The sequence below is a fragment of the [Clostridium] innocuum genome, assembly GCA_012317185.1.
Taxonomy (GTDB): domain Bacteria; phylum Bacillota_I; class Bacilli_A; order Erysipelotrichales; family Erysipelotrichaceae; genus Clostridium_AQ; species Clostridium_AQ innocuum.
This window is the reverse complement of sequence record CP048838.1, coordinates 2,758,431-2,781,049: the sequence shown is the minus strand read 5'-3', so window position 1 is coordinate 2,781,049 and position 22,619 is coordinate 2,758,431. Positions and strand designations below refer to the sequence as shown.

Genomic DNA, 22,619 nt, shown 5'->3' with positions numbered 1-22,619 from the left:
CAGGATAGCATCGATTCCTTTTTCTTATGATTCAGCACATAGCTCATGCTGCTGCAGGATCAGAAACTGTCTGATAAAATCATAACATCCTGTGATTTTAAATGATTCTTGAAAGCTTTTCCTGTATTTCATGCCACATTTGCGGTATAATTCACATAACAAACCTATTTTTGTGTAAAGTGGGGACTGTTAAGGAGAGGATGTTTTCTATGCTTCAGATAAAAAATATATACAAACAATATCAGACAGGCAGTTTGATCCAGAAGGCATTGGATGGCGTTAGCCTGAATCTGCGTGATAATGAGTTTGTCGCTATACTGGGACCGAGCGGCTCCGGTAAAACGACGCTTTTGAATATCATCGGAGGACTGGATCGTTATGATCAGGGAGATTTGATCATCAACGGAATTTCAACAAAGAAATACCGTGACAGAGATTGGGATTCGTATCGAAATCATACCATCGGTTTTGTGTTTCAAAGCTATAATCTGATACCGCACCAGACAGTGCTGGCCAATGTTGAGCTTGCATTGACGATTTCCGGTATATCCAAGGCCGAGCGAAGAGAAAAGGCCAGAAAGGCTCTGGAGGAGGTTGGACTTGGCAATCAGGGGCATAAAAAGCCGAATCAGATGTCAGGCGGACAGATGCAGCGTGTTGCCATAGCGCGTGCACTGGTGAATGATCCGGATATCCTGCTGGCGGATGAGCCGACCGGAGCTTTGGACAGTGAAACAAGTGTACAGGTAATGAATCTGCTGAAGGAGGTTGCCAAGGATCGCCTGGTCGTCATGGTAACCCACAATCCGGAGCTGGCACAGGATTATGCGACCCGTATCGTATCGCTGCGGGATGGCAGGATTCGCAGTGATTCCAATCCCTATGCAGTAAGCGAGGAAGGGCTGGAACCGCCCAAGCATGAAACTATGGGGAAGTCCTCCATGTCCTTTCTGACCTCACTGTCGCTGAGCTTTAATAATCTTCGTACCAAAAAGGCGAGAACCATTCTGACCTCCTTTGCCGGTTCGATCGGAATTATCGGAATCGCACTGATCCTTTCCCTTTCCAACGGTGTGAATCAGTATATTCAATCCATTGAGGAAGAAACCCTGTCTGAATATCCGCTGCAAATTCAGAGTACAGGCTTTGATATCACATCCATGATGACAGATGCCCATCCCGGCCAAAAGCAGGGGGATGATGAGGAAGACAAAATTCATGTTTCTCAAATGATTACGAACATGTTTTCAAAAATCGGCTCCAATGATCTGACATCACTGAAGCAGTATCTGGACAGCGGAAAAACCGATATCGAGGAACATACCAATTCGATTGAATACACCTACACAGTGGCTCCGCAGATTTACAGCACGAAAACGGATACTGTGCGTCAGGTACATCCGGATACCTCCTTTTCCTCACTGGGCTTTGGCTCCTCCAGCAACACCAACAGCATGATGTCCTCCATGATGAGCACGGATGTGTTTTATCAGATGCCGCAGGATACCGGGCTGTATGAGGATCAATACGATATCAAGGCAGGGAGATGGCCGAAGCAGTATAATGAATGTGTACTCGTTCTGACAAAGAATGGCAATATCAATGATTTTATGCTGTACACACTGGGGCTTCGCGACTATAAGGAGCTTGACAAAATGGTGGAGCAGTTCTCCAGAGATGAGAAGGTAAACGTTCCGGATGAGAGCCGCTCCTACAGCTATGAGGAGCTTGTGGGAACCACCTATAAGCTTGTCGATGCCGCTGATTATTATGTATATGATAAAACCTATCATGTGTATAAGGATAAAACAGAAGATAAGAAATATATGAAGCAGCTGGTTCAAAACGGTGAAGATGTAAAAATCGTCGGTGTAGTTCAGCCAAGCAGCTCAGCGACCGCGACGATGCTGAAGGCAGGAATCGGCTATCCGGCCGAGCTGACGATGCATGTGATCGAACAGGCCAAGAACAGTGAAATCGTGAAGAAACAGCTGGCAAAGCCGAATACGGATGTATTTACCGGGAAGTCATTTACAGACAAAAGCAGCAAAGCATTCGATATGAATTCGTTATTCACGGTGGATACACAGATGCTGAAGCAGGCCTTTTCCTTTGATCAGAGTAAGCTGAATATGGATATGTCCAAGCTTGATCTCAGTGGTATCAAGATGGATATGTCCAAGCTGCCGCAGATTGATTTTCAAGGGATCCTGTCCAGTCTTGATGTTCAGATTTCACAGGAGCAGCTGCAGTCGCTGGCAACGGCATTGCAGACGGATTTTCAGAAATATATGGTCGAGCATGCACTGCTTGATCCCACCAGGATGAATGAATATTTCCTTGCCTATCTGCAGAGCGATTCTGCACAGGCGCTGATTCAGAAGGAAATGAGCACGCTGCTACAGCAAAGCGGATTGACCGGGCAGTTTGAAGCACAGCTGCAGAAGCAGATGCAGACGATCATGACACAGTATACATCCACACTCACAGCACAGCTGCAAAAGGAATTGAGCACACAGCTGCAGAGCCAGCTTGGAAATCTTGCAAGCAGTATGCAGGATGCAATTCAGATCGACGCAAGCGTATTTTCCAAGGCAATCAAAATGAATATGAATGAAGAAGAGCTTTCCGAGCTGATGATGTCCCTTATGACCACAGAGGTCTCCTCCTATGACGGTAATTTAAAAAATCTGGGATATGCCGATCTGGATAAGCCGGGCGGCATCAGCATCTATCCGAAGAATTTTGAAAGTAAGCAGAAGGTGATCGATGTACTGGATGGCTATAATGCAAATATGGAGAAGGTGGATGAGGACAAGGTGATTTCCTATACCGATTATGTGGGTACACTGATGTCCTCGGTGACTGATATTATCAATGTTATCAGCTATGTACTGATCGCCTTTGTCGCCATCTCACTTGTGGTATCGTCCATCATGATTGGTGTTATCACCTATATCAGTGTACTGGAACGAAAGAAGGAAATCGGTATTCTGCGTGCAATCGGTGCCTCCAAGAAAAATATTTCGCAGGTATTCAATGCGGAGACATTCATCATTGGTCTGCTGGCAGGTCTGCTTGGAATCATAATCACCCTGCTGCTGCTCATACCTGGCAATATGCTCATTCACCATCTGGCAGGAAATGTGGAGGTCAGTGCTGCTTTACCGCTGGCAGGCGGTGTCATATTGATTGTCCTGAGTGTCATTCTGACACTGATTGGCGGTTTGATCCCATCGAAGAAGGCGGCTCAGGAGGATCCGGTTACCGCCCTGCGTACAGAATAAGCTGATTGTTATATAGAATTTCAGAATTTTCAATGAAACAGAAATACAGCTGTGTGTGAGTATACTCCCGCAGCTTTTTTTATCAGGCTGACGATGTGCATTGTTTTTTTAAAGACTGAAATTCTCATACCATCATATATCTGCTCTCCTGATCACAGCAAATATACATAAAGCATAACCTTTGCGAAGCATTTGTTTTTTTTATGTTAGTTTTATAGCTTAAATTATAACCTATTTGATAAAAAAAGAGCTTTTTTATTGCCTTAAGAAAGCAAAAACGGTTATAATTTTACAGTAATGCTGCATATGGTTATCTGTGCAGCTCTTACAGAGAAAGGGGTGGAGAGTTATGAAACGATGGTTTTCCCTGATCCTGGCTGGATGTATGCTGATGCAACTAACACTTGGTTCTTCTTCCGGCTATATGAAGGCTGAAACAGAGTCTGAAGGACCTGCAGAAGTGTCAGATGAAGTGCAGGTGCAGAATGTGGAACCGCAACCGGAAGCAGCTGTAGAACAGGAACAGCCGGTACAGAATGTTTCGGAGGAAGAAACGCAGACGCAGGATCAAAAAGATGAGAAACCACGAACAACTCCCATAGAACAAAATAGCAATGAGGGCAAAGAGGAGCCTGTTCGAAAACAGATCAACGGCAGTATTACCGTTTCTTTTTAACAGGTAAAGGATTGTCTGAGCGTCAGAGCTTTCAACTGACGCTGAAGCACGGCAGTGAGGAGGAAACAAGAACTGCTGTTCTGGAGGCTGCGCAGGGAGCTTCCGCTGTATCTGCTGTTTTCGAAAATCTTCCGAAAGGCACCTATACGCTGCAGGTGGCTGCGAAAGGGTATCGAACATATGAGCAGATATTTCAGATGGACGGGTATGATCAAAGCATTCAGCTGTATCTTGGTACAGCACCGCAGCTGTTTGAGGATGTACAGCCGGGATTGCTGGCATATGCGGCATCGAATGTACAAATCAAGGATTTCGTAGATGCGCTGGATCGGGGAAGTGCGGACAGCATTTATGATATCAATCAGGATGGAACGGTGGATCTTGCGGATTTACAGAGGCTCTATGATGAGCGCAGGGAATATAAGCAGCAAACCTCCGCTATAGAACGAAGAGTTCCAAAAAGCGCTGTAGGTGTTTCCATTGAAGCGGGAACGCAACTCGTTTCCGGAAAGCTGGAGGATGTATTGGCTGCGGAATCTGCTGTGACGTTGAAACATGCCGACGGACAGGCGATCAGCACAGACCATCCGTTGCAGCTGACCTTTGATTTTCAGCAGAATGAAAACCCGATCCGCATGGAAGGCTTTACCATTCAGGCACCGCTTGAGAGTGTAAACAAAATTGCGGATGGAATGATTCTTGTTGAAATCGAGGGACAGGATGAGCCGTTGCAGGTGCCAATTGTAAATTACTACCGTTCCCGTCGTGCTGCGTCCTCTCCTTATGTGGAAATGGATGTGAGGGGAAATCTGATTGTGCATCTCGGTGATCAGATTGCAGTGAAAAAGGTGACGATTAAGGTAACCAAAACGACACAGGCGCAGGGTAGTCTGGTCGAGATTTCCAAGGTTGAATTTCTAAATGACATGGAAACACGTATTCCGGAGCCGGAGATGAATATACCGAAAAATCTGCAGGGAACTGCCGGAGATAAAAAATTCACAGTTTCATGGACTCCGGAGAGAAACGTAACGGGCTATGAGGTGCGAATTGAGGCAGACGGATACCGTGAGGTTGTCAAAACAACGGTACCAAGTGTGACCGTCACACAATTTAAAAAGGACAAGCTGGAAAACAAAAAGGAGTATATGGTTTCTGTACAGTCTGTGAACTGTGATTGGAAAAGCGGGTATTCTGCACCGATAACATTGACGCCACAGACCAGCAGTAAGCCGGCAGCACCGGATGATGTAAAGGCGTCCGGCGGTTACCGCTCCATAAGCTTATCCTGGAAAAACATGAAGGATACAGATGGCTATCATGTATTCTACAAAGAAGAGATCGGAGATTCCTTTACAAAAATCAGCAATATCACAAAAACAAGTTACACGCTGGAAGGTTTAAAGGATGAAACCACGTATATTCTGTACGTCACGGGTGTTAATGAACTGGGAGAGGGTCCAGGCTCCATGAAGGTTAAGGCATCCACGCTAAGTGTAAAGCGTGCGCAGATGCCTTCCTATAAGCTGATCAATGATTCCAACGGAGAAGGAAAGCTCACACAGCATATCGTCTCTGCAAAGCATGTTGTCGGAAGCATGGTAAACAGCAGTCTGGATACAGATGCCCAAAGTGCCAACGGTCTTGTGGATGACAGCTATGAGTCCTACTATCGTTTAGAGGACTGGGATGACGCGGTCAGCTATCACCAGTGGCAGTGGGGGACTACCGTACAGCTGGATCAGGAGTATACAATGGATCGCTTCACACTGGCTGCACCGATGGATACGGTCGGCTATGGAGCTGCGGCAATCTACTATTGGGACAGTGAACAGAATAAGGAAGTACAGGCATCGAATGTTCGCATACAACAGAAGGATGACGGACAGGGAAGAAAATATTATGTGATCAAGCTGGCAAAGCCGATTAAGACAAGCCGCGTGCGTTTTGGTCTGACTACATCCGGCGGTGTAAGAAACATCATGGTGGCAGAAATCCGTTTCTTCCAATACGATTCTCTGGAATCGGATATTCAGGCATTATTTGCTGATGATCTTCATCTGACACTGGCAAAGGATGTGGACACAGAGCTTCTGAATACACTGCAGCAGCGTCTTGACACCAAGGATCATGGAGAATATCATCCGGATCAAAAAGCACTGCAGGTGGAACTGGATACAGCGAAGCAGCTGTATGCGGAACAGGATACGCTGAACGATACGATTGCAGTACATGCCAATCTTCGCTCAAACAAAGATTCCGGTATCTCTGTAGGTGGTCTGAATGCATGGCAGCCGCTGGGTATCAGTGCTTATGCAGGACAGGAGCTGGTCATTTATGTAGGAAATCCGGGAATGAAAACCGGGCAGAACAGTTCCCTGAGTCTTGTTGCAACACAGCAGCATGCGGAGGCAAGCGGATTTGCCAAGACGGTCGGCAATTTGAAAATCGGCAGAAATGAAATAACGATTCCGCAGATTACTTCTACCGATGTTGAAAAGGGTGGCGCGCTCTATCTTCAATATAACGGAAACAAGGACACGGATCAGTATGCGGTAAGAGTCAGCTCAGGCACAAGGGTTCCAACGCTTGATCTGTATCAGGTAAAGGATAAAGAAGAACGGATGAAAAGAATCCGTACCTACATCGAAGAGCTGCAAGACTTTGTCCCGAATTTGCAGCAGCAGCATGAGAAAGATCATAAAACAGAGGGCAATGAGCAGGTATCCTATGCATACGACGAGAAAACGTGTGCTTTGAATATCACGGATATCATGCTGGATCAGATGATGTATTCCATACCGGCATCTCAGGTTTGGAATGCGGTGAATGACGGCTCTGTAGAGGCAGGCGCTGAAAAGCTGAATGCTTCCCTTAACGCAATGGATGACATGATGACGCTTTTCTATCAGCATAAGGGACTCAATGATAACTTTAAGGAAGGTACTGCACAAAATGTGAAGGACAAGAATCATTTACCTGCACAGCATTTGAATATTCGATACATGAAAATGTTTGACGGCGCCTTTATGTATGCTTCCGGCAATCATATCGGTGTGGAATGGGGTTCCACACGCGGACTGGTGAACAGCAAGCCGGTAGAGGTTGATGAAAACGGAAAGAAAATCGGGGTTGGAACATACTTCGGCTGGGGCATTGCTCATGAAATCGGACATAACATCAATCAGGGAAGCTATGCAATTGCTGAAATCACAAACAATTATTTCTCCCTTCTGGCACAGGCAGATGAGACGAATAACGGTGTGCGGTTCAAATATGAGGATGTATACAAAAAAGTAACATCCAATGTAACGGGGCGGAGTGACAATGTATTCACACAGCTTGGAATGTACTGGCAGCTGCATCTGGCATATGATCGCGGATATAATTACAGAACCTATGCGGATTATGATGAAATATTCAAAAATCTGTTCTTTGCGCGCGTAGACAGCTATGCAAGAAATACAGCATTGGCACCTGCTCCCAATGGTATCAAGCTGACACTTGGCAAGGATGCCGAACAGAATATCATGCGGTTGGCGAGTGCTGCGGCAGAAAAGGATTTGAGTGATTTCTTCCAGCGCTGGGGTATGGTGATGGATGCGGATACCAAAGCATATATGCAGCAGTTTGAAAAGGAAGCACGCGCCATCTATTATGTAAATGATGAAGCACGTGCCTATGAAATCGAGCATGGCGCAAGTGAAGGTATCAGCGGCAGGGATGTTGCCACTGCATCTGTTTCAAAGAATGATCGCTCCAGTGTAACACTGACACTGGGCAATACTGCAGATCAGGCAGATGCAATTCTCGGTTATGAAATTGTAAGAACGACCTATGATCAGGGAAAGCAAAAGGACGAGGTTGTCGGATTTACCATGGACAACAAATTCACAGATCAGCTGGGTCCAGTAAGCAACCGCTCTGTTTCCTATAAGGTGACTGCGATTGATAAATTCCTGAACCGCTCAGCGGCCGTACAGGTTTCTCCAGTCAAGGTAGAGGGTGACGGCAGTCAGGTTAAGGACAGCTGGACCATCACGACGAATATGCTGTCAAAAGATGATGAACAGAAGCCGGCAGAAGGCGAGGATCCATGTGCTCCACAGCTGAAATCAGCGGCATACCGCATGATTGATGACGGCACGGCAGAAGAAAACACCTATACCGGTGCATCTACAAATGCGGATTCGCAGATTACGATCAATATGGGGAAAACCACGGAAGTGACAGCCCTGCGTTATCACCGCGGTACGGATGAACGTTATGATATGACAGATTACAGGATTGAAATCAGTCAGGATGGCAAAACATTTAAAAAGCTTAAAGAAGGAACCTTCGACTTTAAGGATGATGTGGCAACTGTCTATTTCCAAAATGCGGACAACGACCCATGGATAGTAACCTATGATGCTGTTTATGTACGTATCACTGCCTTAAACAAGAAAAACAGCACACTGGTCATTCCGGAATTGGATATTCTGGGACCAACGGGTGATAATATCGAATTTTATAATGAGGAAGCGGCAGAGACAGCGTCAATCGGTATTCTGAAAGAAGATGTTATCCTTCAGGAGAAAGATGAAACGCATGAGGAACAGAAGATTGAAAAGGGATCTCTGATTTTTACAGGAACTTATAAGGGAAACCCGGCTTACAATGTCGTTATGCTGTATGATGAAGCAGGAAATATTATCGGCGGAACAGACGCAGAGGGTTCTCTGATTGCCAATCAGGTTATTTTTGCCCCAAATCCACAGAATGCATTGCTTGGTGAGGTTTCCGAGGGTACCTGGGTATACTGGATTGCAGAAAAAGATTTGAACAGTGAGCAGCTGCCTGAAAAAGTCCGTGCAGAGCTGTATCGTGTAGATAATGCCCTGACCAATGAGGGACAGCGGCTGGTCAGCGATACCCTGCTCGTCAAGATTCCGGAGATTTTGCCGGAAATCACATTGACAAAATAATACTGAAAAGCAAGGAAAAGAAAGGAGAAGGCTGATGAAAACATGGCTGCAGCGAGGAGTATCCCTGTTACTGATTTGCCTGCTGGCAGGTCCCATCGCCATCCAGGCGGATACGATTGAAAAAATTATCCTTACCGCGAAGGAGAATCAGGTAGAGGCTGTACTCATACCATCCGATACCAAGGATACGATACGTTCCTTACAACTGAGCTTTCAGATCAAGGCGAAGCAGGGGAAGGTACTGAAAGAACATGTACAGTTCAGGTTTCACCGTGATATCAAAAGCGATGTACAGGAATGGCGCTATCAGGAGGATACCGGGAGGCTGACCATCTATCTTTCCGGTGATGAGCATCTGTATGCACAGGATGAATTGCATCTTGGAATGGTGGAATTGAAGCTTGCCGCTGGAACTAAGGCGGAAGTAAGCGTAATCGAAGACAGTCTGAAAACCGTAAACGATGTATATGCGGTCAATGAGGTATCCGGTATGGATGCAATCGCACCGGTTACGATAGAAAAAGCAGGTTCCGGTGATAACAATGTGCCTTCAGAAACTCCGGATACAAATAAACCGCAGGAGAATGACAAGGAAAGTACGCCGGAAGGAAAACCGGACATTCCGGATACGGGTAAACCTGATAACTCTCAGGAGAACACACCTCTTGATGCTTCAAAGGCAGATACATCTGAGAAAGCTCAGAATAAGGGAAGTGTGGAAAAAGCGGAAAAGGGTGTCGATACGGGTGATAAAACACAGGCGCAGATATACGCATTAGGCATGCTCGGTGCTCTTGTGGCAGGCGGTATCCTCTTGATTTTGAAAAAGAAAAAAGAACTGCAAATTAAGTAAAGAAGGATAGAGTCAAGGAATTCAATATGGTTTCCCTGACTCTTTTTTTACAGTTTGCTTAAGCTGGATATCTTGTATCATGTGCTTTCCTTATGGTAAGCAGCAAAGAAGCGATTTGCAGGTTTCTCCATGCGATATGCTGTACAGTCGCTGTCGCAGTAATGATATTTTGTCATGCAGAGGCTATTTAGAAAGACAATACGCCTTTATGAAATAATTTTCAGTATTGATGACATTATTTTCATAAAACTGTGAAAATTTATTGACATCCATGCATTCACCCCGTATAATTTCAATAAGCCTACTAAAACACTAGGTATTTGAAAGAGAGGGAGCAATATGAAAGAGAAAGCATATAAATTTGAAACCCTGCAGCTGCATGCCGGACAGGAGGAGCCAGACAGCGCAACCGATGCAAGAGCAGTACCGATCTATGCGACAACATCCTATGTATTCAAGGATTCCGAGCAGGCAGCACAGCGTTTCGCCTTACGTGAGGGGGGCAATATCTACAGCCGTCTGATGAATCCGACATCGGATGTGTTTGAACAGCGGATGGCCGCGTTGGAGAATGGCGCTGCGGCTTTGGCTACGGCATCCGGGTCTGCGGCAATCGATTATGCAATCCGCAATATCGTGACCTGCGGCGATCATATCGTTTCCTCCTCTACGGTCTACGGGGGAACCTATAATCTGTTTGCCAACACACTGACAGACAGCGGCATCACGACTTCGTTTGTGGACGGAAGTGATCCGAAAAACTTTGAAGAAGCCATTCAGGATAATACAAAGGCTGTGTATCTGGAATCCCTTGGAAATCCGAATGCGGATATCATCGATCTGGAGGCTGTTTCAGAAATCGCCCATCGTCATGGTATTCCGGTGATTGTCGATAACACATTTGCCACACCGTTTTTATTCCGTCCGCTCGAGCACGGAGCGGATATCGTTGTCCATTCCGCAACCAAGTTCATCGGCGGACATGGAACGGTTATGGGCGGTGTCATTGTGGACGGAGGACGCTTTGACTGGGCACAGAACGATAAATTCCCGGGGCTGTCAAAACCTAATCCTTCCTATCACGGCATTGTCTTTACGCAAGCCGTGGGGAATATCGCCTATATCATGAAGATCCGGACTACATTGATGCGTGATCAGGGAGCATGTCTGTCCCCGTTCAATTCATTTCTGCTGCTGCAGGGGCTGGAGACATTATCTCTGCGTGTGGAACGCCACGTAGAAAATGCAGGAAAGGTCGTTGACTTTCTGCAGAAGCAGCCTAAGGTGGCTGCGGTGCATCATCCCTCTCTTGCACAGGGGAGAGAGAAAGAACTGTATGATCGCTATTATCCAAAGGGAGGCGCATCCATCTTCACCTTTGAGATAAAGGGAAGTGAGGAACAGGCGAGAACCTTCACGGAATCTCTGTCCGTTTTCTCGCTGCTTGCAAATGTGGCGGACGTGAAATCCCTTGTAATTCATCCGGCCTCCACAACCCATTCACAGATGAGTGCACAGGAGCTGGCAGCTGTTAAAATCACACCGCAGACTGTACGGCTTTCCATTGGCACTGAGCATATTGACGATATACTGGAAGACCTGCGGCAGGGATTCACAGCTATATCAGCTGGCAAATAAAATGACAGATGTGCATTTCTTGTGTATAATAATTCACAGAGAAAGTGAGGACATACGATATGACATGGATGTGCAGTATTTGTGGATACACCTATGACGGTGAGGATTTCACAAAGGAAGCGGATGATTATCTGTGCCCGTTATGCGACAGCGGAAAAGAGAGCTTCCAGCAGCGTGATCTGGCAACGGAAATCACAGCAGCAACCAATCAGTATTTTGCGGTCAAGGAAGAAAAATAAAAATCTGATCTGCATACAAAAAAAGGTGTCATCACTTATGTGTTATCTAAGTGTTTGACACCCTTTTTCTGTTCCTATACAGTCTGCACTCCTGACCAGCTTTTCGATGCGGGAATGCGGAAAGGAACCCAGGCAGAGAAGGGAGCTTTCCAGACGGTCCTCCTCGGTGAAAGTGGGTATGCGGGAAAAATAGGAAATCAGCTCGCAATATGTGTGATAGGTTTTCTGCAGCTGTCCCTTTCCAGCCTGTGTAAGACAGATGCTCTGATAGCTTTTTTTCTCAATCAAACCTTCACTGATCAGCTTTTGTAGCATACGGCTGGCAGCCGGCAGTGAGATGGACAGCTTTCTTGCGATATCCACGCAGTGCAGGCATTCCTGCTCCTGAAACAACTCATACAGGGCGATGTAATAGTGAACGCGGCGATTATAGCTGATATCACTCATACGCTTCATACCCCAATGCTTGAATGGCTTGAAACAGCTCCTCTTTATTGAGCGGATGATTGCTGTATACATCGACAACTTCCTTTTGAAGATTTACAAGGGCAGCCGTATCCTGCATCTGATTAAGTCTGTGTTCAATGCTTGCCGCGCAGCTTTCACAATGCATACCGTGTATATGATACTGCTCATGTATTGCATATTGATCCGTCTGTACGCTGTCTCTGAATACAGGTCCGCCGCCACCGCAGCAGCCGTTTTTTATTCTTTTTCTTGACCGATGGAAGGCAAAGACAATATACAAAACGAGTAGTATGAGTATGATGATGGTTGCCATCATCTCACCCCCTTTTTCAGATAAAGTTTAACACGGCTAACAAAATGTGTCAATGCCATTTCCTGTATGCAATCGCTCTTGCCGTATGCAGAAGGGGATGCGAAAACCTGTTGTATCCATTTTCTGCTTGCCTGCTTGATGAACGCATTCCTTATGATAAGCATGCTCTTTTTATAAGCTGCCTGCGCTCACATACTGCGACGATCTCTATCAGAATATGCTAAGAGCAGCCTTACAAGGACTCATAAAAGCATTCAAAAACATAGGATAGAAAAAAAGGATGTAAAAAGAGCGATAAGTGGCTTTAGAGGACACATACGATAAGCGATCACAAAATAGAAAGAAGAATCATGCTTTCAGAAAAGGAACGTCGTAAGAAGGAATGCAAAAAAGCTTCAAAAGAGATTGACATACGGAGCCCTGATGAAGTATACTTATTCCATAAGTTAGATTAAGATAACTTAATAGGCAGAGGGATTCCTCTGTTTCTTATTAGAACTATAGTTAGACTAATCTAACATAAAGGAGGAAACATCGTGTCGTTTGTTGAACTGATTGCATACTATGCAGCACCAACATTGGAGGGTATGAAGCCTTCCTGTCTGTTCAGCTGCAGAGATAGTGAAGTTGGAAATGTAGAAGAATTTGTTCTGGCATATAACCGCTGTCTGAATCCAAAACGGATTTATCTTCAGATTATGAAGCATTCACCGGATTTCAAGCTGATCCTCGTATATCACAAGGATCTTCTGGATACGCATCTGTGTCAGGAGGATATACAGCAGTTTCTGTCTGCTTTCGGATACGGCTTTGTGACGACCAGACAGGCGCTTTATCATCTGCAGGAACATATGTGCAAGGAATGCTTTCCTCATGAAATCGGTGTCTTTCTCGGATATCCGCTGGATGATGTTGTGTCGTTTATACAGAACAACGGAAAAAATTATCAGGAAATCGGATACTGGAAGATTTATCACAATCTCTCCCGTGCGAGAAAAACAACGGCACGCTTTCTGCAGAGCATGGAATGTACTCTGGAAAAACTGCAGGAAGGCATTCCTCTGGAACAGCTGATAACAGCTTAGGAAAGGATGGAATCACATGAATATTCTTATCGCATACTGGTCAGGAACCGGAAATACAGAGGCTATGGCAAATGCTGTTGCACAGGGCGTTGAAAAGGCAGGAAAGCATGCTGATGTCGTTCATGTCGCAGATCAGCCGGATGTATCCGCATATGATTACATTATCTTCGGATGTCCTGCCATGGGCGCGGAGGTACTGGAGGAGTCAGAATTTGAACCCTTCTTCATGCAGGCAGAAGGAACTCTGATGAATAAAAAGGTTGCGCTGTTTGGCTCCTACGGATGGGGCAGCGGTGAATGGATGCAGAGCTGGGAGGAACGTGTGGAAGCAGCCGGAGCCAATCTGTTTGAAAACGGACTGATTATAAATTACACACCGGATGCTGACGGCCTGGATGCCTGTGAGTCCTTGGGAGAACGCTTCGCCAATGCATAAAAACGTGTGCAGATCATTCGGTCTGCATTTCGTTTAGAAAGCCTTTGATAAAATCGTTTCTTTACAGTTATCTTCGGGCATATTCCTTGACAGTCGAAGACTGAAAGGGCATACAAGGAAAAAACTGGTTGACAGGCATGTTAGCCTGTGCTAATATTTGGGTGTGAAAGGTTAGTGTTTGCTAACAAAGGAGGTTGACATATGGTACTGACAGCTGCACCGATTGGAAAAAACTTTCAAATCGCAAAGGTGAATGGTAAGGATGAGGTTCGCAGTCATCTGGCGGCACTTGGTTTTGTAGAGGGTGCTGACGTAAGCGTGGTGAATGAGCTGAGCGGCAATGTCATCATCCATGTAAAGGATACACGGATTGCATTGGATAAGAGCCTGTCCAACCGCATCCATGTGAAATAGGAGGGAAATGAGCATGACATTAAAGGAAGTAAAACCTGGAAACAGTGTCACGATCCGCAGACTAAATTCTACCGGGCCGGTTAAGAAAAAGCTGATGGATATGGGACTTACCAAAAACACGGAAGTGTATATCCGCAAGGTTGCTCCGCTGGGAGATCCAATCGAGCTTACCGTGCGCGGTTATGAGCTGAGTATCCGTAAGGCGGATGCGGCACTGATCGAAGTGGAATAACATGTATTTTTTTTGAAGATTGAGTTAGGTTAAGCTAACAGAGGAGGGAGATTATGTACAGAATCGCATTGGCTGGAAATCCAAACTGTGGAAAGACAACGATGTTCAATGCACTGACAGGCAGTAACCAATATGTAGGCAACTGGCCGGGCGTAACCGTAGAGAAAAAAGAAGGGAAGCTGAAGGGTCATAAAGATATCGTGATTACCGACCTTCCGGGTATCTATTCCCTGTCACCGTATTCTCTGGATGAAGTGGTGGCAAGAAACTATCTGGTGGAAGAACAGCCGGATTTGATTATCAATATTATCGACGCAACAAATCTGGAGAGAAATCTGTATCTGACAACACAGCTGCAGGAAACGGGTATTCCGGTTGTTGCGGCACTGAATATGATGGATTTGATGCAGCAGAATAAAACAGAAGTGAACACATGTAAGCTGTCTGATCTGTTAAATATTCCGGTTGTGGAGGTATCCGCATTGAAAAACCGCGGACTGGATGAACTGATTCAGAAAGCAGTCGGTATGCTCAGTAACAAACATACTGCCTTTACCAATATTTACGAAGGACTGCTGAAGGATTGTCTGCTGAAAATTGCTGATCTGAGCGCCGTGCAGGCAAAGGGAGCCAGCAGCTTCTGGTATGCGGTGAAATATCTGGAAAATGATGAGAAAATTATGACATCCGCACCGCTAAACAGTACAGACAGCAGCATCGTAAATGCTTTGCGTAAGGAGCTGGAGGATAGCTATGACGATGATGCCGAAAGCATTATCACCAATGAACGCTATGAATACATCGCTAAGCTGATGAAGCAGACCTATGTGAAAAAGCACAGCGGTATGAATGTATCTGACCGTATTGACCGTTTTGTTACCAACCGCTGGCTCGCATTGCCGATCTTCGCTGTGGTGATGTATCTGGTATACTATGTATCCGTAACGACGGTTGGTACGTATGTGACGGACTGGACAAATGATGTGCTGTTTGAAGATATCATTCCTCCTGCTGTGACTTCCTTTCTGGAAGGCATTGGAACTGCAGGCTGGCTGGTTTCTCTGCTTGTCGATGGTATCATTGCCGGTATCGGGGCAGTTCTCGGCTTTGTTCCGCAGATGCTGGTGCTCTTCCTGTTTCTGGCGATTCTGGAAGACTGCGGCTATATGGCACGTATCGCCTTTATCATGGACCGTATTTTCCGCAAATTCGGATTATCCGGTAAATCCTTTATTCCGATGCTGATCGGAACCGGCTGCGGTGTGCCGGGCATCATGGCAAGCCGTACGATTGAAAGTGAAAAGGATCGCCGTATGACGATCATGACAACGACCTTCATTCCATGCAGCGCCAAGCTTCCTATTATTGCACTGATTGCCGGAGCGCTGTTCCACGGAGCAAGCTGGGTGGCACCGAGCGCATATTTTGTCGGCATTGCTGCCATCATATTATCTGGTATCATGTTGAAGAAAACACGTATGTTTGCAGGTGATCCGTCACCGTTTGTCATGGAGCTTCCTGCCTACCACGTTCCAAAGACTTTGAATGTTCTTCGCAGCATGTGGGAGCGCGGATGGAGTTTTATCAAGAAAGCGGGAAGCATTATTCTGCTGTCTACGATCTTTATCTGGTTTACTTCCAACTTCGGCTTCGTAAACGGAGGCTTCACCATGCTGGAAGAATCGCAGCTAAACGAAAGCTTCCTGGCGAATCTGGGCTCTGCGATTGCACCGCTGTTTGCACCGCTGGGCTGGGGAGACTGGCAGGCATCCGTTGCCGCAATTACCGGTCTGGTCGCAAAGGAAAATGTCGTGGCTACCTTTGGTATCCTGTACGGCTTTGCCGAAGTGGCAGAGGATGGATCAGAAATCTGGGGAACGCTGGCAGCAAGCTTCACGGTTGCAGCAGCATACTCCTTCCTGGTATTCAATCTGCTGTGCGCACCATGCTTTGCCGCAATCGGTGCGATCAAGCGTGAAATGAACAATGCGAAATGGACGATCTTCGCTGTCGCTTATCAGTGTGTATTCGCCTATGTGATTGCCTTTATGATCTTCCAGTTCGCAACCTTCTTTACAACCGGCGTATTCGGGATCGGTCTGATCATCGCTCTGCTTTTCCTGCTGGTTATGCTGTATCTGCTGTTTCGTCCGGAATCTAAAAAACAGGTGCATCTTGAAAAAGTAAAGGTCAATGCCTGACACCAAGAAAGAGAGGATTGATGAAGGATGGCTACCATTATCATTTCATTACTTTTGCTGCTGCTGATCATCCTTGCACTGCGGTCGATTCGCAAAGAGGAATCCTGCAGTGGGGGATGCAGCGGCTGTTCAAAAGGCTGTAAAAGCGGACAAGCTCTGTATGAGGCCTATCAGCAGGGAGAAAAGCAGCAGGTATGATATAGAAATCTTATCGCTGCTGTCTTCGCATTCGCGGCTTTCAATCGTATTGAAAAGGGGAATCGAGCTGCTGTTGCTGCATATCACAGCACTGGATTTCCCTGTTTTTATAGCATCGTCACCGCATGAGAACCTTATCCTGTATGAGTATGCTATCCTTCCTGCATGCACCAAAAGCCATGCGCCAATAGGGGATGTGAAAGCAGTGGGACAGTGTGATGGATCTATTGCCCGAGGTGCTCATCATTGGAAAACGTCAATGGTGTACAAGAAGACAGGGCCATCGCATAGCAGGTGTCAGGATATGTTTATAGTGTGTGCAGCTTTCATGGCTGTATACAAGAAATAATGAAAAAAAGAATTGACAGTAAGCGATACCAATGATATTATTTACCCGTAAAAAGTGAATACTTCGTGGTGTGTTACTGTTATCAATAACAGGCATTAACTATTTGAGAAGATGGATTACCGAGTAAAGGCGGAGTCTGTCCAATCGAAGAGTGATGCCTGGAAGAGTGATGCCTGTTTTTTTTGCATTGCGAAGGATTCAAAAAAAGAAAGGTAGGAGAAAAAATGGTAGGAATTATTCTTGCAAGTCACGGTGATTTTGCGAAAGGCATTCTGCAATCCGGGGAAATGATTTTCGGAACGCAGCCCGATGTAAAAGCAGTAACACTGCAGCCAAGTGAAGGACCGGATGACATTCGCGCAAAAATGGAAGAAGCAATCACTACATTCGAAAATCCTGAACAGGTCCTGTTCATGGTAGACCTCTGGGGCGGTACACCGTTCAATCAGACAAGTGGACTGATCAACGGACATGAAGACACATGGGCTGTCGTTACAGGATTGAATCTGCCGATGCTGATTGAAGCATTTGCATCCAGAATGTCAATGGAATCCGCACAGGAGATTGCCGCACATGTATATGGGGTGGCAAAGGAAGGGGTTCGATTGCTTCCGGAGGCACTGGAGCCTGCACAGGAAAAACAGGCAGCTGAGCCGGTGACGCCGCAGGGAGCGATTCCTGAGGGAACCGTAATCGGAGACGGCCATATCAAATATGTGCTGGCACGTATTGATTCCCGTCTGCTGCATGGACAGGTAGCCACAGCATGGACAAAAACCGTGAAGCCAACGCGTATCATCGTGGTTTCCGACGGTGTAGCAAAGGATGAGCTGCGAAAAAACCTGATTGAACAGGCGGCTCCTCCGGGTGTGAAGGCCAATGTTGTTCCGGTTGATAAAATGATTCAGGTCGCTAAGGATCCGCGCTTTGGAAATACAAAAGCGATGCTGCTGTTTGAAACTCCGCAGGATGCGCTTCGTGCCATTGAAGGCGGCGTTGATGTGAAGGAGCTGAATATCGGCTCCATGGCACATTCCGTCGGAAAGATTGCAGTTAGCAAGGTGCTGTCACTTGGCAAGGATGATGTTAAAACCTTTGAAAAGCTGAAAGCAAAGGGAATTCAGTTTGATGTGCGCAAGGTACCAAACGATTCCAAAGAAAATATGGACGATATTATAAAGAAAGCCAAAGCAGAGCTGGCTTAAGGAACAGGAGGAAATCATAATGTCAATTATCACAATTTTACTAATCGTTCTTGTTGCTCTTCTGGCTGGTATGGAAGGGGTACTGGATGAATTTCAGTTTCATCAGCCACTGGTAGCATGTACGCTGATCGGTATCGTAAGCGGTCATATGAAGGAAGGTATCATATTGGGAGGCTCCCTGCAGATGATGGCGCTGGGATGGGCAAACGTTGGAGCAGCGATTGCTCCGGATGCCGCCCTGGCTTCTGTTGCATCGGCCATCATCATGGTATTGGGATTGCAGGGTGGAGCAACCGATGTAAATAACGCAATTTCCACTTCCATTGCTGTTGCCGTACCGCTGTCCGTAGCAGGTCTGTTTTTAACAATGATCTGCCGTACTATTGCGATTCCAATGGTTCACTTTATGGATGCCGCTGCTGAAAAGGGAAATATCCGCATGATGGAGGTATGGCAGATGCTTGCTATCCTGCTGCAGGGTGTACGTATCGCGATTCCTGCTGCCGCCCTGTGTGTTGTATCTCCGGGTGTTGTTACGGATGTTTTGAATCAGATGCCATCCTGGCTGTCCGGTGGTATGGCAGTCGGTGGAGGAATGGTTGCCGCAGTAGGGTATGCCATGGTTATCAACATGATGGCAACAAAGGAAACCTGGCCGTTCTTCGCTCTGGGCTTTGTGCTAGCCGCACTGAACCAGCTGACGCTGATCGCACTGGGCGTAATCGGGGTTGTCATTGCACTGATTTATCTGGGACTGAAGGAGCACGGTGGTTCCAATAACGGCGGAGGAAGCAGTAATACCGGTGATCCGCTTGGCGATATATTGAATGATTATTGATCTTGAAGGAGGAAGAAAACATGGAGAAAATTACATTATCGAAAAAAGATCGTTTGTCAGTTGCATGGCGTCATCAGTTCCTTCAGGGTTCCTGGAATTATGAACGTATGCAGAATGGCGGCTGGTGTTATTCCATCATCCCTGCCATTAAAAAGCTGTATCCGAATAAGGATGATCAGATTGCCGCATTGAAGCGTCATATGGAATTCTATAATACGCATCCTTATGTGTCTGCACCGGTTATGGGTGTAACGCTGGCACTTGAAGAGGAGCGTGCCAACGGTGTGTCTGTGGATGATGCGGCAATACAGGGTGTCAAGGTCGGTATGATGGGACCGCTGGCAGGTGTCGGAGATCCGGTATTCTGGTTTACCCTGCGTCCGATTCTGGGAGCGCTTGGCGCATCCCTGGCATTGTCCGGAAACATCATCGGACCACTGCTGTTCTTTGTGGCATGGAATGTGATCCGCTGGGCCTTTATCTGGTATACACAGGAGTTCGGCTACAAGGTGGGAACCTCTATTGTAAAGGATCTTTCCGGTGGTCTGCTTGGTAAAATAACAAGCGGGGCATCCATTCTGGGTATGTTTATCATCGGATCTCTTGTACAGCGCTGGGTAAGCATTTCCTTTACACCGGTTGTATCTACGGTTACACAGTCAAAGGGAGCGTTCATTGACTGGGATAACCTGTCCAGCGGCATTGACGGTGTACGTGAGGCTATTACGCAGTATGATGCACTGGGAAGCACCGGCTTAAATGTGGAAAAGGTGACAACCCTGCAGCAGAATCTGGATCAGCTGATTCCGGGACTGGCAGCATTGCTGCTGACGCTGCTGTGCTGCTGGCTGTTAAAGAAAAAGGTATCACCGATCATCATTATCATAGCTTTATTCATCGTAGGTATTCTGGCACGTCTTGGCGGCGTGATGTAGGAGCCGTTTAAAAAGGTTGCATAGCTTCGCGGCAGAGGAGGAAATCAGATATGGTACAGTCAAGAAACACAACGGTGGATTATACAGTCAAGGGTATTTCCTATATGGGATTATCAGCGTATGGGAAGATCATGGTAGGGGATCGGGCCTTCGAGTTTTATAATGATCGCAATGTTAAGGATTATATTCAGATTCCCTGGGACGAGGTGGATACCATCGTTGCTTCTGTATTGTTCAAAGGCAGAAAGATTTCACGCTTTGCAGTCATGACAAAAAGCAGCGGTACATTCTCCTTCTCCTCCCGCGACAACAAAGCCCTGCTGCGTGCGGTCGCAAACTATGTAGACAAAGAGCGGATGGTGCGTTCCCTGAGCTTCCTTGATGTCACCAAACGAAGTATCAGACGCATCGTTCACAGAAAAAAAGAGGATCAGGCATCCTGCTGATACAGCGTGCTTACAAAAAGGGTTTCAACAGAAATGTTGACTCCCTTTTTCAGCATATGGGTACATGTGAATAGTAAAGAAATACAGGCGGAATATGGAAATCGAATGTTGTTTTTTTCCTTTACAATATCTTCCAAACTTGGTACCATATTATATATGGTTTGGTTGTAAGGAGAAAGGAGTGTATGAATTCGCTATACGGGCGACTCATACAGAAGATATATGAAAGATCGTATGCTCAATGTTCTGCAGCGGGTGGGAAGAAGCTTTATGCTGCCGATTGCCATACTTCCGGTTGCGGGTCTGCTGCTGGGAATCGGGGAGTCACTCAGCAATCCCAATATGATCGCTGCCTATGGATTGCAATGGCTTTTGGGTGAAGGAACATTCTTCTATATGATATTCAAGGTGATGAGCAATGCCGGCAATATCGTATTTACGAATCTGCCCCTGATTTTTGCTATGGGGGTGGCACTGGGGATGGCGAAGAAGGAAAAGGAGGTCGCAGTTCTTGCATCCGCGATCAGCTTTTTCATCATGCATACCTCCATCGCTACGATGCTGGAGCTTACGGATATGGCGGCATCGCTTCCGGAAGGCTCTGTAACTTCAGTGACCGGCATCACCTCTTTACAGATGGGGATGTTTGGCGGTGTCCTTGTAGGGCTTGGTACGGCTGCACTGCACAATCGTTTTTATAAAATTCAGCTTCCGCGCATTCTGAGCTTCTTTGGAGGTACACGCTTTGTGCCCATCATCTGCTCCATCATCTATCTGCTGGTCGGCATTCTGATGTTCTATATCTGGCCGGTTTTACAGGAGGGGATTTATATGTTTGGGGATATCGTGCAACGCTCCGGGTATTACGGAACCTTTCTTTACGGGGTGATCGAGCGCGCACTGATTCCCTTCGGGCTCCATCATGTCTTTTATCTTCCGTTCTGGCAGACGGCAGTTGGCGGTACGATGGAAATTGCGGGAGTCAGTGTGCAGGGAGCACAGAATATCTTCTTTGCTCAGCTTGCGGATCCCAATACCGTACGCTTCAGCGTAGAGGCAACGCGCTTCATGTCCGGTAAATTTCCGCTGATGATGTTCGGTCTTCCCGGAGCTGCCCTTGCCATGTATCACTGTGCTTTGCCCAAAAAACAGAAAATTGCCGGAGGACTGCTGATTTCCGCTGCGCTTACGAGTATGCTGACCGGTATCACCGAGCCACTGGAATATACCTTTCTGTTTGCGGCCCCGCTGCTTTATGTCATACACTGTGTACTGGCAGGCTGTGCATTTATGCTCATGCATATGCTGCAGGTCGGTGTTGGCTTAACCTTTTCCGGAGGATTGATTGATCTGTTTTTGTTTGGCATTCTTCAGGGAAATGCAAAAACCAACTGGATTATGATCGTCATTGTCGGCGTTTTCTATTTTATCATCTACTATGTGCTGTTCACCTTTCTGATCAAAAGGTTTGATTTCAAGACACCGGGAAGAGAAAGCGAATCACAGGAAATAAAAGTCAGCGAGAGGCTTGCTGTGGTGGAGAAAACGGATGAAGGACAGCAAACAGAGAAAAAAGATAGCGATGCAGATGCCCTGTCCTCTTTGATCTGTGCAGGACTTGGAGGAAAGGACAATATCATAAGTCTGGACTGCTGTGCGACAAGACTTCATGTGGCGATGAAGGATCCAATGCAGATGGATGATATATTGCTGCAGGCAAGCGGAGCTGCCGGTATCTATAAGAAAAGTCGCGGTCTGCAGATTATCTACGGTCCCCGTGTGACGATTATAAAATCGGATTTGGAGGATTATCTGTTACGTCAGGCAGGTAAGGAATAA

19 protein-coding genes are annotated in these 22,619 nt (G+C 46.4%); 17 read left to right on the top strand and 2 right to left on the bottom strand.

Annotated elements, in window-relative coordinates; translation table 11 throughout:
* Positions 1-209: 209 nt before the first annotated feature.
* From G4D54_13510 to G4D54_13485, 6 genes are all read left to right on the top strand, one after another.
* A complete protein-coding gene (locus G4D54_13510; GenBank protein ID QJA03387.1) occupies positions 210-3,287 on the top strand; it encodes an ABC transporter ATP-binding protein/permease in 3,078 nt (1,025 codons plus the stop codon).
* A 349-nt stretch (positions 3,288-3,636) separates the two neighbouring features.
* A complete protein-coding gene (locus G4D54_13505; GenBank protein QJA03386.1) occupies positions 3,637-3,963 on the top strand; it encodes a hypothetical protein in 327 nt (108 codons plus the stop codon).
* A gap of 11 nt (positions 3,964-3,974) precedes the next feature.
* Positions 3,975-8,930, top strand: coding sequence for a carbohydrate-binding protein (locus tag G4D54_13500; protein QJA03385.1), 4,956 nt, complete (start codon positions 3,975-3,977; stop codon positions 8,928-8,930).
* A gap of 34 nt (positions 8,931-8,964) precedes the next feature.
* Entirely contained in the window at positions 8,965-9,783 is an 819-nt protein-coding gene (locus G4D54_13495) for an LPXTG cell wall anchor domain-containing protein (GenBank protein ID QJA03384.1), read from the top strand.
* Between the two features lie 339 nt (positions 9,784-10,122).
* The gene (locus G4D54_13490) at positions 10,123-11,421 is read left to right on the top strand and encodes an O-acetylhomoserine aminocarboxypropyltransferase/cysteine synthase (protein ID QJA03383.1); all 1,299 of its coding nucleotides are present in this window, start codon (positions 10,123-10,125) and stop codon (positions 11,419-11,421) included.
* Between the two features lie 59 nt (positions 11,422-11,480).
* Complete coding sequence (locus G4D54_13485; GenBank protein QJA03382.1) at positions 11,481-11,660, top strand: rubredoxin/rubrerythrin; 180 nt, start codon at positions 11,481-11,483, stop codon at positions 11,658-11,660.
* 42 nt (positions 11,661-11,702) lie between these two features.
* On the opposite strand, the gene G4D54_13480 is transcribed toward G4D54_13485, so the two are convergent.
* Positions 11,703-12,116 (bottom strand): winged helix-turn-helix transcriptional regulator, encoded by a 414-nt coding sequence (locus G4D54_13480; GenBank protein QJA03381.1) that lies wholly within the window; start codon positions 12,114-12,116, stop codon positions 11,703-11,705.
* Complete coding sequence (locus G4D54_13475) at positions 12,100-12,441, bottom strand: FeoB-associated Cys-rich membrane protein (protein QJA03380.1); 342 nt, start codon at positions 12,439-12,441, stop codon at positions 12,100-12,102. The genes G4D54_13480 and G4D54_13475 overlap by 17 nt, the downstream gene beginning before the upstream one ends.
* A 536-nt stretch (positions 12,442-12,977) precedes the next feature.
* Between G4D54_13475 and G4D54_13470 the strand changes: the two genes are divergently transcribed.
* The 11 genes from G4D54_13470 (at position 12,978) to G4D54_13420 (ending at position 22,619) form a co-directional block, all read left to right on the top strand.
* Positions 12,978-13,526 (top strand): DUF3793 family protein, encoded by a 549-nt coding sequence (locus tag G4D54_13470; GenBank protein ID QJA03379.1) that lies wholly within the window; start codon positions 12,978-12,980, stop codon positions 13,524-13,526.
* A 16-nt stretch (positions 13,527-13,542) separates the two neighbouring features.
* Positions 13,543-13,962, top strand: a complete 420-nt coding sequence (locus tag G4D54_13465; protein QJA03378.1) for a flavodoxin — start codon at positions 13,543-13,545, stop codon at positions 13,960-13,962.
* Between the two features lie 201 nt (positions 13,963-14,163).
* The gene (locus G4D54_13460) at positions 14,164-14,376 is read left to right on the top strand and encodes a ferrous iron transport protein A (protein QJA03377.1); all 213 of its coding nucleotides are present in this window, start codon (positions 14,164-14,166) and stop codon (positions 14,374-14,376) included.
* 13 nt (positions 14,377-14,389) lie between these two features.
* Positions 14,390-14,608 (top strand): ferrous iron transport protein A, encoded by a 219-nt coding sequence (locus G4D54_13455; protein ID QJA03376.1) that lies wholly within the window; start codon positions 14,390-14,392, stop codon positions 14,606-14,608.
* A 53-nt stretch (positions 14,609-14,661) separates the two neighbouring features.
* Complete coding sequence (gene feoB, locus G4D54_13450; protein ID QJA03375.1) at positions 14,662-16,809, top strand: ferrous iron transport protein B; 2,148 nt, start codon at positions 14,662-14,664, stop codon at positions 16,807-16,809.
* A gap of 27 nt (positions 16,810-16,836) precedes the next feature.
* Positions 16,837-17,007, top strand: a complete 171-nt coding sequence (locus tag G4D54_13445; GenBank protein QJA03374.1) for a FeoB-associated Cys-rich membrane protein — start codon at positions 16,837-16,839, stop codon at positions 17,005-17,007.
* 573 nt (positions 17,008-17,580) lie between these two features.
* Entirely contained in the window at positions 17,581-18,561 is a 981-nt protein-coding gene (manX, locus tag G4D54_13440; protein ID QJA03373.1) for a PTS mannose transporter subunit IIAB, read from the top strand.
* Positions 18,562-18,580: 19 nt separating this feature from the next.
* A complete protein-coding gene (locus G4D54_13435) occupies positions 18,581-19,399 on the top strand; it encodes a PTS mannose/fructose/sorbose transporter subunit IIC (protein QJA03372.1) in 819 nt (272 codons plus the stop codon).
* Between the two features lie 20 nt (positions 19,400-19,419).
* The gene (locus G4D54_13430) at positions 19,420-20,334 is read left to right on the top strand and encodes a PTS mannose/fructose/sorbose transporter family subunit IID (protein ID QJA03371.1); all 915 of its coding nucleotides are present in this window, start codon (positions 19,420-19,422) and stop codon (positions 20,332-20,334) included.
* Positions 20,335-20,384: 50 nt separating this feature from the next.
* Positions 20,385-20,780: a DUF956 family protein gene (locus G4D54_13425; protein ID QJA03370.1), complete on the top strand. Its 396-nt coding sequence runs from the start codon at positions 20,385-20,387 to the stop codon at positions 20,778-20,780.
* Positions 20,781-21,002: 222 nt separating this feature from the next.
* On the top strand, positions 21,003-22,619 hold the full coding sequence (locus tag G4D54_13420; protein QJA03369.1) for a PTS transporter subunit EIIC: 1,617 nt from the start codon (positions 21,003-21,005) through the stop codon (positions 22,617-22,619).

Excerpts from the sequence above, each read along its gene's own strand:
- G4D54_13510 (QJA03387.1), top strand. The coding sequence starts at position 210 with ATGCTTCAGATAAAAAATATATACAAACAATATCAGACAGGCAGTTTG.
- G4D54_13505 (QJA03386.1), top strand. The coding sequence starts at position 3,637 with ATGAAACGATGGTTTTCCCTGATCCTGGCTGGATGTATGCTGATGCAA.
- G4D54_13495 (QJA03384.1), top strand. The coding sequence starts at position 8,965 with ATGAAAACATGGCTGCAGCGAGGAGTATCCCTGTTACTGATTTGCCTG.
- G4D54_13490 (QJA03383.1), top strand. The coding sequence starts at position 10,123 with ATGAAAGAGAAAGCATATAAATTTGAAACCCTGCAGCTGCATGCCGGA.
- G4D54_13485 (QJA03382.1), top strand. The coding sequence starts at position 11,481 with ATGACATGGATGTGCAGTATTTGTGGATACACCTATGACGGTGAGGAT.
- G4D54_13480 (QJA03381.1), bottom strand. The coding sequence starts at position 12,116 with ATGAAGCGTATGAGTGATATCAGCTATAATCGCCGCGTTCACTATTAC.
- G4D54_13475 (QJA03380.1), bottom strand. The coding sequence starts at position 12,441 with ATGGCAACCATCATCATACTCATACTACTCGTTTTGTATATTGTCTTT.
- G4D54_13465 (QJA03378.1), top strand. The coding sequence starts at position 13,543 with ATGAATATTCTTATCGCATACTGGTCAGGAACCGGAAATACAGAGGCT.
- G4D54_13460 (QJA03377.1), top strand. The coding sequence starts at position 14,164 with ATGGTACTGACAGCTGCACCGATTGGAAAAAACTTTCAAATCGCAAAG.
- G4D54_13455 (QJA03376.1), top strand. The coding sequence starts at position 14,390 with ATGACATTAAAGGAAGTAAAACCTGGAAACAGTGTCACGATCCGCAGA.
- feoB (QJA03375.1), top strand. The coding sequence starts at position 14,662 with ATGTACAGAATCGCATTGGCTGGAAATCCAAACTGTGGAAAGACAACG.
- G4D54_13445 (QJA03374.1), top strand. The coding sequence starts at position 16,837 with ATGGCTACCATTATCATTTCATTACTTTTGCTGCTGCTGATCATCCTT.
- manX (QJA03373.1), top strand. The coding sequence starts at position 17,581 with ATGGTAGGAATTATTCTTGCAAGTCACGGTGATTTTGCGAAAGGCATT.
- G4D54_13435 (QJA03372.1), top strand. The coding sequence starts at position 18,581 with ATGTCAATTATCACAATTTTACTAATCGTTCTTGTTGCTCTTCTGGCT.
- G4D54_13430 (QJA03371.1), top strand. The coding sequence starts at position 19,420 with ATGGAGAAAATTACATTATCGAAAAAAGATCGTTTGTCAGTTGCATGG.
- G4D54_13425 (QJA03370.1), top strand. The coding sequence starts at position 20,385 with ATGGTACAGTCAAGAAACACAACGGTGGATTATACAGTCAAGGGTATT.
- G4D54_13420 (QJA03369.1), top strand. The coding sequence starts at position 21,003 with ATGAAAGATCGTATGCTCAATGTTCTGCAGCGGGTGGGAAGAAGCTTT.